Source organism: Neisseria sp. P0021.S006 (assembly GCF_051956895.1).
Window position 1 is genome coordinate 1 of record NZ_JBQCWZ010000049.1, and the last position, 12344, is coordinate 12344.

General features: G+C 47.5%; 11 protein-coding genes and 1 pseudogene. 2 read left to right on the top strand and 10 right to left on the bottom strand.

Annotation, left to right across the window (positions count from 1 at the left end; all coding sequences use genetic code 11):
* Nucleotides 1-371, bottom strand: a pseudogene (locus tag ACTHUM_RS09555) (glucose-6-phosphate dehydrogenase); the annotation flags it as partial.
* A gap of 484 nt (nucleotides 372-855) precedes the next feature.
* Between ACTHUM_RS09555 and edd the strand changes: the two are divergent.
* Complete coding sequence (gene edd, locus ACTHUM_RS09560) at nucleotides 856-2691, top strand: phosphogluconate dehydratase (protein WP_004519344.1); 1836 nt, start codon at nucleotides 856-858, stop codon at nucleotides 2689-2691.
* 90 nt (nucleotides 2692-2781) lie between these two features.
* A complete protein-coding gene (locus ACTHUM_RS09565; RefSeq protein WP_003745733.1) occupies nucleotides 2782-3420 on the top strand; it encodes a bifunctional 4-hydroxy-2-oxoglutarate aldolase/2-dehydro-3-deoxy-phosphogluconate aldolase in 639 nt (212 codons plus the stop codon).
* A 66-nt stretch (nucleotides 3421-3486) separates the two neighbouring features.
* On the opposite strand, the gene ACTHUM_RS09570 is transcribed toward ACTHUM_RS09565, so the two are convergent.
* The 9 genes from ACTHUM_RS09570 to ACTHUM_RS09610 form a co-directional block, all read right to left on the bottom strand.
* Nucleotides 3487-5091, bottom strand: coding sequence for an NAD(P)-binding protein (locus ACTHUM_RS09570; protein WP_049335410.1), 1605 nt, complete (start codon nucleotides 5089-5091; stop codon nucleotides 3487-3489).
* 67 nt (nucleotides 5092-5158) lie between these two features.
* Entirely contained in the window at nucleotides 5159-5824 is a 666-nt protein-coding gene (locus ACTHUM_RS09575) for a hypothetical protein (protein ID WP_224783377.1), read from the bottom strand.
* The gene (locus ACTHUM_RS09580; protein WP_224783365.1) at nucleotides 5766-6851 is read right to left on the bottom strand and encodes a DUF4178 domain-containing protein; all 1086 of its coding nucleotides are present in this window, start codon (nucleotides 6849-6851) and stop codon (nucleotides 5766-5768) included. Before ACTHUM_RS09580 ends, ACTHUM_RS09575 begins: the two co-directional genes overlap by 59 nt.
* Nucleotides 6852-6948: 97 nt before the next feature.
* Entirely contained in the window at nucleotides 6949-8775 is a 1827-nt protein-coding gene (locus ACTHUM_RS09585; protein ID WP_049335405.1) for a hypothetical protein, read from the bottom strand.
* A 173-nt stretch (nucleotides 8776-8948) separates the two neighbouring features.
* Complete coding sequence (locus tag ACTHUM_RS09590) at nucleotides 8949-9530, bottom strand: hypothetical protein (RefSeq protein ID WP_224783366.1); 582 nt, start codon at nucleotides 9528-9530, stop codon at nucleotides 8949-8951.
* A 25-nt stretch (nucleotides 9531-9555) separates the two neighbouring features.
* On the bottom strand, nucleotides 9556-9939 hold the full coding sequence (gene speD, locus ACTHUM_RS09595) for an adenosylmethionine decarboxylase (protein WP_049335402.1): 384 nt from the start codon (nucleotides 9937-9939) through the stop codon (nucleotides 9556-9558).
* Nucleotides 9936-10082 carry a hypothetical protein gene (locus ACTHUM_RS09600; RefSeq protein ID WP_162837292.1) on the bottom strand — a complete coding sequence of 49 codons (147 nt, stop codon included), beginning with the start codon at nucleotides 10080-10082 and terminating at the stop codon, nucleotides 9936-9938. Before ACTHUM_RS09600 ends, speD begins: the two co-directional genes overlap by 4 nt.
* Before the next feature lies 1 nt (nucleotide 10083).
* Nucleotides 10084-11604 carry a DUF4178 domain-containing protein gene (locus ACTHUM_RS09605; RefSeq protein WP_224783367.1) on the bottom strand — a complete coding sequence of 507 codons (1521 nt, stop codon included), beginning with the start codon at nucleotides 11602-11604 and terminating at the stop codon, nucleotides 10084-10086.
* A 161-nt stretch (nucleotides 11605-11765) separates the two neighbouring features.
* A partial coding sequence (locus ACTHUM_RS09610) for an SPFH domain-containing protein (RefSeq protein WP_440402835.1) occupies nucleotides 11766-12344 on the bottom strand: 579 nt, incomplete at its 5' end.

The window sequence follows — 12344 nt, forward strand, 5'->3', positions numbered from 1 at the left end:
GCAAAGAATTTCGGCGCAGTTGAGAGGTAGATCACGACATTCTCAGTATTCTTGCGCGCTTTTACCAAGTCGCCCAAAGCAATGAAGTCGTCTTTCTTTGTCACATCGACTTTCAAATACTCAAGACGTTGGATAAACGATGCCCACGCTTCATCTGAGAAGTTTTGTTTGACATGGATTTTAGAATTCGTTTCCACTTTAGCCAAAAAGCCGGCGGTATCCAATTCGCTGCGGCTTACGCCCAAAATACGACCTTCGGGATGAAGCAAACCGGCTACATGCGCCTGATACAGGCAAGGCAAAAGTTTACGCATTGCCAAATCGCCGGTCGCGCCAAACAACACCAAATCAAAATTTGTCTGTGTACTCATTGTTTCATCTCTCGTTGAGGAAGCTTGCTTCAAAACTTTTGGACTGTCGTCATCCATAAAAATCGATTAAAATCAAAAGCCTTTAAGCAATAAGCAGTAAAGAACCAATCGCCTGCACCAAAATTTCAAACAAGCGGGCTAATGAGTAGTAATACTACACATGGCTACACATTTTGTCTATTCTCATTTTTACAAATTGTTTGATTTAACATAAAAGTTTGATGACTTTTGCAGCCTGCCATTTTACGAATTGACCATACCTCGATTTAAATCAAATTTCTTCCACTTAGTAAATTATTTTGTAACAAAATTACAGATTTTGTACTATAATATGCGGACGCTTCGAAGAGAAAATCTTCAAATATTCAGACGGCCCATATTATTCATTCCCACAGCTCAAGGCCGTCTGAAGAAAACACCCAATACAAAAATCAGAAACGCGCAAACAAAATCCCTATCATATCGTTTAGCCAGGAGACCGCACATGAACCCCACTCCTATTCACCCGAAACTCGCCGAAATTACCGAGCGCATCATCGAGCGCAGCCGCCCGACGCGTGAAAAGTATCTGGCGAAAATCCGCAGCGCCAAACAGATGGGACGCTTAGAGCGCAACCAGCTCGGCTGCAGCAACTTGGCACACGGCTATGCCTCCATGCCTAAGAGCATCAAAATCGAAATGCTTCAGGAAACCGTCCCCAACTTAGGCATCATCACTGCCTACAACGACATGGTTTCCGCACACCAGCCGTTTAAAGACTTCCCTGACCAAATCAAAGACGAAGCACAAAAAAACGGCGCGACCGCCCAAGTCGCCGGCGGCACGCCCGCCATGTGCGACGGCATCACGCAAGGCTACGCCGGCATGGAATTATCGCTGTTTTCCCGCGACGTGATTGCCATGAGTACCGCCATCGGTCTGTCGCATCAAATGTTTGACGGCAGCTTGTTTATGGGCGTATGCGACAAAATCGTTCCGGGCTTAATGATCGGTGCGTTGTCTTTCGGTCATATTCCTGGCATCTTCGTTCCGGCAGGCCCGATGTCTAGCGGTATCGGCAATAAAGAAAAAGCCCGTACCCGCCAGCTTTTCGCCGAAGGTAAAGTCGGCCGCGACGCCTTGCTTGAAAGCGAAATGGGCTCTTACCACAGCCCGGGTACTTGTACCTTCTACGGTACCGCCAACTCCAACCAGATGATGATGGAAATGATGGGCGTACACCTGCCTGCTGCTGCCTTCGTCCACCCTTATACCGACCTGCGCGAAGCACTGACCCGCTACGCAGCCGGACACCTCGCACGCGGCATCAAAAACGGCACCATCAAACCATTGGGCGAAATGTTGACCGAAAAATCCTTCATTAACGCCCTGATCGGCCTGATGGCAACCGGCGGCTCGACCAACCACACCATGCACCTCGTTGCTATGGCGCGTGCTGCAGGCGTGATTTTGAACTGGGACGACTTCGATGAAATTTCTTCCATCATCCCATTGCTGATCCGTGTGTACCCCAACGGCAAAGCCGACGTAAACCACTTTACCGCTGCCGGCGGCCTGCCTTTCGTTATCCGCGAATTGCTGGACGCAGGCCTGTTGCACGATGATGTCGATACCGTTGTCGGACACGGTATGCGCCACTACACCAAAGAGCCTTTCCTCATTGACGGCAAACTTGAATGGCGCGAAGCCCCTGAAACCAGCGGTAATGAAGACATCCTGCGCAAAGCCGACAACCCGTTCTCCCCAGACGGCGGTCTGCGCCTAATGAAAGGCAACATCGGTCGCGGCGTAATTAAAGTGTCCGCCGTGCGCGAAGGCTGCCGCATCATTGAAGCACCCGCCATCGTGTTCAACGACCAACGCGAAGTATTGGCCGCATTTGAACGCGGCGAGTTGGAACGCGATTTCGTCTGTGTTGTCCGCTACCAAGGCCCGCGCGCCAACGGTATGCCCGAATTGCACAAACTGACCCCTCCTTTGGGCATCCTGCAAGACCGCGGCTTTAAAGTGGCACTGCTGACCGACGGCCGTATGTCCGGCGCGTCCGGTAAAGTTCCGGCCTCTATCCACATGACGCCTGAAGCCCTGATGGGCGGCAACATCGCCAAAATCCGTACCGGCGACTTGATCCGCTTCGACTCCGTTACCGGCGAACTCAACGTCCTGATCAACGAAGCCGAATGGAACGCCCGCGAAGTCGAACGTATCGACTTGAGCGCGAATCAACAAGGCTGCGGCCGCGAACTCTTCGCCAACTTCCGCAGCATGACCAGCAGCGCAGAAACCGGTGCCATGAGCTTCGGCGGCGAATTTGCCTAAACCCTTTTCAGACGGCCTCTTAAAACAATCAGGTCGTCTGAAACCATGTTAACGACCCTATTACGATACAGTCCCCAACGGAGACCTAAAATGTCTAAACTGACCCCTCGTGAAATTCTGACTGCCGGCGCAGTTGTGCCGGTAATGGCGATTGACGACTTGAGTACTGCCGTCGATTTGTCCCACGCCCTTGTCGAAGGCGGCATTCCCACCCTCGAAATCACCCTGCGCACCCCTGTCGGTCTCGACGCCATCCGCCTGATTGCCAAAGAAGTTCCTAACGCCATCGTCGGCGCGGGTACGGTAACCAATCCCGAACAGCTCAAAGCCGTCGAAGACGCAGGCGCGGTTTTCGCCATCAGCCCGGGTTTGCACGAATCCCTCGCCAAAGCCAGCCACAACAGTGGCATCCCCCTGATTCCGGGCGTTGCCACTCCTGGCGAAGTCCAACTGGCTTTGGAACACGGCATCGACACCCTCAAACTCTTCCCTGCCGAAGTCGTTGGCGGCAAAGCCATGCTCAAAGCCCTGTACGGCCCTTACGCCGATGTTCGCTTCTGCCCGACCGGCGGCATCAGCCTGGCAACCGCTCCCGAGTACTTGGCGCTGCCTAATGTCTTGTGCGTCGGCGGCTCATGGCTGACCCCAAAAGAAGCCATCAAAAACAAAGACTGGGATACCATCACCCGTCTGGCTCGCGAAGCTGCCGCTTTGAAACCAAAAGCCTAATCAGGTTATTAAGTTAAAAGAGAAAAGGCCGTCTGAATATGATTTCAGACGGCCTTTTTATATCAATTAAGCCAATACTTTCCGCGCCGCTTCCACACCCCAATACAAAGCCTCTTCAAACACCGAATAGCTGCTTAAGTCACTGTGTGCAAATAATAATCCAGTATTTCGATTTCTGATTTTTAATAAAGCCTCATCGCTTAAATAGCCGGGTTTCGGCACGCTCATGCCATGCCCGCGAACGGTAATGTCAACATGGGAAACATGCCGCCAAAAGCCTTCGCCGTAAGCGGTAAGCAGATCTTGTGCGGCAAACTGGAGCAGCTCTTCATCGCTTGCTTCAAGCAGCTGGCGGCGGACGGCTTGTGGCGTATCGTGATTGAGCGCGGCGTAGGCGGTAAAAATCGTACGTTCAGGACGGGCAACCCGGATAAGCTGGTTGGTCGCAACAACATAGCCCAGTCCTTGGCTGCCGTAAACCACATTGTCCCACGCAAGTTCGCTGTTGTTTTTTTCTTTCGGAAAACTGTGCAGTTCAAAATTGGAAACCAGCCATGGCGCGTATTCGGGAATATTCAGACCAAATTGTTCGGGAGATTCAATAATGTGGGCGGCAACCATCAGCGGCATGGCGGAGATAACGTGTTGCGCGGTGACGGCAACGGTTTCCCCTTTTGCATTATCACGCAGCCACACTTCAATCCGGCCGTCTGAAAGCGGTTTGATTTTGACGGCAGAAGCATTAACCGAAGCAGGTTTCTCCAAACGGATACTGTTTTCAGACGGCCATTGCCAGCCTTCCTGCAAATCGGCATGACGGCGCAGGTTTTCAGAAAGATGTGCCAAACCTTCGGGCCAAGTGAGGACAGTTTCTGCATTGTTGCGGGCGGCAAAATAATGCAATCCGGCAAAGGCAGATACTTGCCCGATGCCTTGTCCGTAATCGTCGCGGCAACAATAATCGAGATACCACAAAAGCTCGGGCGAATGGTAACCTTCCTGATCAAGCCATTGTTGAAACGTCAGATGATCGAGCTTTCGCCATGTTTCATCTATCGATGACAGCGCAATCGGAATGGCAAAAATTTTCTTACCGTCATTGCCGTAAGCCTGTTTCAGACGGCCTATCAAATCAAAAAACCGTTTGGAATCCGCATCTTCTTTCGGCAATAAATGTTCTACCCATTTATCCTGATATAAGAGGCGCGATTCGGGCGCATAGACCAAATCGGTTTCCCTAAAGCTGCCATCCGACTGCAAAATACCGAAATCCGCCAACATCTCGCGCACATACACGCTTTCTTTCGACGGCAAAGCCAAATAATGCGCACCGCTCGGCGCTTTCAGGCCGTCTGAAGACGTATAGGCGGCATTGTTGCCATTACGTTCAAACCCTTCTGCCAACAATACATCGCGGTGATTATGCTTCGCCAAATACCACAATGCTCCCAACCCAGCCGCACCGCCGCCGAGTATCAACGTATTGCATTCATAACGACGGGTCGGCGAACTGAGCAATTCCCCGTCACGCAACAAATGCCCCAACGGCAAGCCGACACGGTTAATAGAAACCGGCGGTTTGCGGTTGAGGTACTTATAAGTCTGCCAAGAGAAAGCAGAGGCGGCACCAAGCACGGCGGTATAGCTGAGAAATTGACGGCGGGTTAGCATGTTTTATAAAAAGGTCGTCTGAAAAAATAAAAGTAAAACGATACAACGAGGTTAAGCAGATCTCACGTTATTTATGCCCTGCCGAATAACCATGATAGGATCTGCCGGAATGCGATGAATCACTGTCTTCCGCTTGGACATAGTTGAATAAGACGGTAAGAAAAATGATGAAAGCAAAGAAAATAATCATCCCTACCCGTTCTTCTTCGTAATCACGATCGTTTTTATATCTGTCAGAAATCCATATCCATACCAACGCACACAGACTGACCACTATACCGACAGGACTACGTAGATGCGGCGACAGCCAGGCCGGAAGGTTGACGATGATAAGAATCAGCATAGCAATGATACGGGCTACATTATCTCTACTCCCAACATTTCTATTGTCGCCCTTCAGCCAGTAAGAGAGCATCTCCTTAGTATCAAAAGACAGACCGAATGCCTTTCTCATTTGACGGTAAGACACAGGACTGCTTTTACTCCAGACAATTTCGTCCTTGCTCTGCTCGGAACACAGAATGACATTCCGGCCATAACTTTTCTTGCCGCTATATTCCTTGTAATGAAGCAAATCGCCTTGTTTGACTTTCCAATAAAAAGCACCAGCCGCTACCTCGACCTGCCCGCGGTAATGATCAATCAACATTTCACCGGCAGGATTGCCACTTGAATCAAAGTCCGGCCATGTTTGTAATGGTTTCTGACAGCCGCCAGCGTTTTCCAGACTCAATCAGCCAGGCAAAACCTTGTTGAGTGTTATAAAGCAGATATTCCGTCCAGTATTCGGACTGATTTTGATTATAGGACGATATCTCGACAAATCTTACAGCCCCGATAATCAGATATTCTGTATCGTTCAGACGGCCTTTCGTACCAATGGAAAGTGTGAACAGATTTTCTTGTTCTTTCCTTTGGGCATTTGCCTCCATCAACGCAACAGTATCTTTTGTCGTATTCAAACTGCTGCCGCAAGACTGACATAAAAGGAAAGAAGTAACACCCCTTGGCCAATGAACAGGAGAGCCGCAATGCGGGCAGTTTTCAGAAAGAATCTCTCCTTTCAGACGACCTGCACTTTCATGGATTTCATCATCACTGCGCTTATTTTCCAGCTTCAAACTGTCCAAACTGACTATGCGTCCGAAGTAGGAGTCCATTGGAAACGTCGAATAATCCAAGGTCAAAAACAAATTGCCCCGTCGCCAGTCGCAAACCTCGCCTGCCGCTTGGTTCTCAGATAAGTTGAACGGCAACTCGCCTTGCGCATCGGTATTACGGTAATGTATGGTGCGGACATCTGACGCAATAAAGGTTTGGCCATTAAAGATCAACGAACTGGAACCGGCTTTCACCGACTTAAAATTTTTCGGCCCCCGTCTCCTCTTCTGGGCAAGTAAACATGTCATCACATATAAATCGCCAACCTCGGAAAGCCAGCCGGTCTGCCCGTCATCAAACAAGACATACCATTCATTCCATGCGCCGACATCGTAATGCACCTGCAATCGCCCAATCAGCGTAAATTTCCGATCATCAAAAACGCCTCGCGTTCCAATCTGCAACGGACTGAAATCTTCCAGCAACGCAGAATCACGCCCTGAATTGGCAACAAAATATCCGCTCCTCCCCTTACCGATTCTAGCAACCAGCATACTGTGACAATGGCCACACACCAGCGTCACGGCAGTAGCGGAATACGCCTCCACAGGCGCACCACAGCTTGGGCAATCGGTTTTAAAAAAAGGCGTTTTTTCCATATAACGTCAATATTTCAGTTTAATCAGAACAAGGTTTAAGACCGTCTGAAAACAGCATATGCAAGACTTCAGACGGCCTCTTAATGAAATGTTTACATCAATCTTGTTGAACTTTCGGAGCTTCTTTGAAACGTTTCTTGTTAAGCAGCGTGTCGGCAAAATATGTGAACCGTTTTTCTTCGTTCATATTGCTCATGACATAGTACACCTGTTTGCAACCAGGTTCGTTCAAGATAATCGACTCGGCATCGTTAGTTTCTAGAATGCCTGATTTCTTTATGGTTTTGCTGATGTTTTTGATACATTGCCAGTATGCTGCTTCGCGTTTGTCATCATTTTTTATCAGTTCGAAGGATCGTTTCACCTCTTTCCCTTCTAATACTAACTTATAGGAAAACTTAACCAAGGAAGGCCCCTCTTCATATTTATCTTTTGAAGCTAATAGCTCTTCTAAAGTTTGACCCTGAATTTTTTTTAAGAAGGTACGGTAATACAGAATACACTGAGTATCGCTTAGCCAATCTATTCCTTCTCCTTCTTTACAACGAGCTCGTAGTTCAGTAAGTAATTCATCTATACTTTTTTTCTCTAACTTGTCCATTTCAGGCTGTATTTTTTCAATCAAGATTAACCTCAGGGCAGTAGAAATTATCTTTTTCTGCTTCTGTTCTTCTTCCGTACCCGAGAAGTCACTTTCGATATCTGGATAGTCTTGTTTTATAGTGCTCCTGAAATTTTGCCAAGGTGTTTGGGCATATTTTTGAGCCAAGCTTTTTTTGGTTTGTAAGACTTCGGGCGATTCTTCCAGCTGCTTCCGCCATGCTATTCCTGATAGCTCTTCATCGATGAGAAATTTCTCGTTTTCTTCCTGGCTTTGTTTGACTATTTTGTGGAAAATTTTGCTTTCAACCGCGACATTTAAATCCAGAGGAAACTCCAATTGTTTCATAATGTTATCGGTAACGGCACATTCGGGATAAAAACCGAGATAAAACTCCGGCTCGAAATTTTCTTCAAAGCTGTCCATTTGGGTAACCGAGACTTTTTCTCCGATTTTTTTTACACACTGCCTATATTCGGAATCGAGTTTACCGTAGTCTGACATTAATTCTCGATTTATTTTCTCCAAAGCAGATCCAAGGGTAAAACGATAAGCTTCAAATAAAATAGGAACAGGCATATGCTCGCCGTCGTTATACTGTTTTTCCATCTCCACTAATTCGGATAGTGTTTTTTTCGAGAGTTTTTCTTTTAAAACATGATAATAGACTTTACACGAAGGGATATAGCCCCAAGTATCCTCCTTGCAGATTTGCGACATCTTTTGGGTCAGCGTTTCAATATTGTTCGCTTCCGATTCTGCTATAAACCGTTTCGCTTTATCAATAAAGATACGTTCGATGGCTTCTTTTTTTGCATATTCTTCTGACGTACTGTCTGTGTAAAGGAAATGGACAGATTCCTGATAGAGTGCGGCAGGATAAAACTTTTTCCAATCTATTTCTGAGTATTTCTTTTCTAGTTCTGCTTTAAACCGCATAACCTGTGCCTCAAATTTTTGATTGGTGGCTTCACTTTCCTCATTTTCCCTCTGCCATTTGCGTAATGGTTCTGCGGAATTAGCAGCCGTCCACGCAGCGATACAAGAAAATAATTCCGCATTATCTTGGTTGAGCATTAAAAGGTCATCGGGATACGCAGCAATCATTTGTTGATCTCTGCTGTTTTCCATATCAACGCCTGCTTTCTCAAATACTCTGTCTTTCAAACATTGCTCTTTTTTTGCTTGGGCTTCGTCAAGATGTTGGAAATAATATGCACGGTCTTTCACCGTTGAAGCATGAGGAACCGAAGGATGATGACTGACACATGCTCCTAAGGTGAGCATGGATAAGGCAAAAATGATGGAAGTACGAACATGCATTTCTGATTTCCTTAATCAGGATATTTTAAAAATGTAAGATAAAGCCGTCTGAAAACGGATTGAATATGCTTTCAGACGGCCTGTCTTTTAATAAAGAATAAGTTAAATCTTTTTTCTTGATTGTTCTGCCATATGATGAACTTTGTTTTTTTCTTTAACTAAAGCCAAGTTTACTAATCGGCAAAAAATTGTACATCTCTCTCTTTTACCCATCCGGTTGGGCAAACGCCTTTTGCGACAATAAGCAACTGACCTTCATTATCAACATGAGTGGAAAGACGACATTTTTTGCCTTTGGGCGGTTTGATTTTCCATTCAGTCGGGAAATCGGTAGGTTTGGTGCAGTTGTCAGGCAGGCCCATATCATGACAACTGATTTGGTTTTCTTTGATTGCCAAAGGTACTTTTTTTACTTTTATCCAAGAGTATCCTTCTTCGGTATTTTTGCTGTCATTACCGACAACGCAAAGGTATTGCATATGGTGCAATTGAGTGATTGAAGATGCTTTATCGTCCGGTTGAGCTTGCAGGGATGCGCCTTGGTTATTACTGACATAAACTTGATTACGGCAATACTCGGTACGATCATGTGTTAATTTTTTTGCTTCGGCACTTTCCACTCCAAGCAAAAACAAACCTGCAAGCAAGTAAATAACCAATGGCAAACTTCTGTTTCTCTTCCAATCTTTTATTTTAAGCATTTTGTTTAAAAGCCTTTTTATACAAAATTTGTTATCTAATTTACTATCAGCCAATTTTTTCCAGACGGCCCGACAGATTTTATTGTTCAACCGATGGTTGTACATCGTCCAGTATACCTTCGCCACGTTGCACAACCGTCCAAACAGCCCTTGCTGCCACCAACTCCCTGCACAAGATTTCCTTCACTTTTTCCAATTTCATACCGCCGCAAATAAATGCATCAATAGCAGCGAAGCGGTGTTCAGGCCAAGTGTGGATACTGATATGGGACTCGGCGAGCAGCAAAACACCGGTTACGCCGCCTGCGCCACCGAAGGTGTGGAAGTGTTCGGTCAATATGGTGGCTTCTGCAGCCTGTGCGGCAGCCACCAAAGCGGTTTTCAGACGGCCTTCATCTTTTAAGATGGCTTCATCGCAACCGTATAAGTCCAATAGGCCATGATTACCGGGCGCATGGGTCATTTATGGCCTCCGGAATAACCGCTGCCGCCATAATAGCCGCCGGAGTGCATACGCGAGCCGTCGGAATCGGAAGAGCCGTAGCTGATGATCATGGAGATGACGATGATGATGGTACTGAAAATGATGTAAGTGATTCTCGACATGTTAATCCTCGTCCTCGTCTTTTTTGCCCATGGTCCACAACAACCAGCATCCTATAAAGATGACGGTAAGTGCGGCAGAACTATCGCCGGTCAGAAGCGCAGGGAGATTGACGACAACCAGGATGACGGTCATTATGATTCTTAATGATTTATCAATGCCGTCCGCCGCCATGTTTGCAGTGTAATGCGGAGCTTGGCTGGTCAGATTAAACGCGTCTGCAATCTCCCGATAAGCAATTGGGGCACTTCTAGTCCATGCCATTTCGTGACTGTTTAGTTCGGAGCCAATCTTACGGCTTTGTCCGTCTCTGTAATCGCTGTAATAGTTCAAATCACCGTTTCGGACACGCCAATAAAACGCTCCGCTGGCAATCCTGACCCGTCCGCCATAGTCATAAAGTTTGCCATAGCCTTGCGGTTGGCGGTTGCGGTCGAGGCGCGGCCAATCGTTCAAGGTTTCGGAAATATTCCAACCTTCATCAGCTTCAACCAGCCATAAGAAACCCTGAGTTGGGTTGTAAAGCAGATACTCTGTCCACTGCCCTTCTGGTGCCAATGTATGTTTGGCACCTTTGAACAAGTTATCAAATGTTTCCTGCGCATCTGTTTCTAAATATCTAATTGCGCCGATAACATGAAACTCTTTATTTTTCAGACTGCCTGTCGAGCCGACAGGCAAAGTAAACATCGTATTTTGCGACAAACGCAGATTATTGGCGGTAATAAGCTCCGCTTTATCTTTGCCGACTGCCAATTCGCTGCCGCAACTTTGACAGTTCAGATGGGAAGTCAGCCCGTTTACCCAATGAATGGACGAGCCGCAGTTAGGACAGTTTTCTGAAGTAATACTGCCTTTCAGACGGCCTGCGCTTTCTTTAATTTCATCTTCGTGGCGCGTGTTTTCCAGCTTCAAACCATCTAGGTTTACCATCCGCCCGAAGAAGGCTTCGGGAGTTTTATTGTTGTAATCGAGCGTGATGAAAAGGTTTTCGCAACGCCAGTCGGAAACCCGATTTTCTGTATCCTCTTTCAAAACAAACGGCAATTCGCCCTGCGCAGCCGCATGTTTCAAGCTGATGTTGCGGACATCGGAGGCAATATAGTGCTTATCTTGAAAAGTCAGCTCGCTAAATCCGGCTCGCGTATCTTCAAATTTCGGCGGATTATCGATTTCGACCGGCATGGTCATCACATACAAATCGCCCGCCTCAGAAAGCCAACCGGCTCTGCCGTCGTCAAACAGCGCATACCATTCATTCCACGCGCCATCGTCGTATTGCACCTGAAGCCGTCCAACCAAGGTAAAGCGTTGTGCGACAAATGTGCCGCTGGTTCCGATTTGCAGCGGACTAAAATCTTCCAGCAATGCGGAGTCGCGGCCGGAGTCGACAACGCCGTTATCTTTCCGCACCAGCATGCTGTTGCAATAGCCGCACACCAGCGTCACGGCAGAAGCAGAATGCGCCTCGACAGGTGCTCCGCAGCTTGGGCAGTCGGTTTTGAAGAAAGGAGTTTGAGACATGGGTTTGCTTTTTCAGAATGGGTTGGAGTGTTTCAGACGGCCTTAACGTTTTTGAAGTCGGACAGGCTTAATCAAATCATTTGAAAGGCCGTCTGAAACCTTTTCATAGAAGCAGCTCAACGCTTCTTTTGAATGATATTTTTCAGACGGCCTTCAATTGATCAACCAATCAGCTGTTTCAACACTTCAGCCTTGGCTTTGTCAAAATCTTCTTGCGAAATCAAACCGCCATCCAGCAAAGACTTGAGTTTCACCAATTTAGCCTGCGGATCTTCGGCAACCGGCTGAGCATTTTGCTGAGCCTGTTGCGCATTCGGCTGCATCATGCCAGCCATGGCACCCGCCATCGCCTGACCAATACCGGCACCTACGCCCAAACCTGCACCGATTCCGGCAAGTCCGCCTTCATTTTGTGCCGCAAGCGGAATAGATTCGGCGGTTTGATATTGGGTGTAGCGTCCCAAATCGCCGATAACACCCATCGAAATTTTCTTATCCAACGCAGCCTGAATAGACGCGGGCAAAGTAATGCTTTCAACAGTGAAGTTTTCCAGTGCCAAACCCAGCTTGGCAAATTCCGCGCCAAGCAATTCGCCGATTTTTTGCGACAGCAAAACTTGGTTCGCCGCCATATCCAAGAATGGGATACCGGAGCTGCCGAACGCGGCCGCCAACTGGGTGACTGCGATATTGCGCAGTTGGTTTTCCAAGTCTACGCCGCTGTATTGCGCCGCCACACC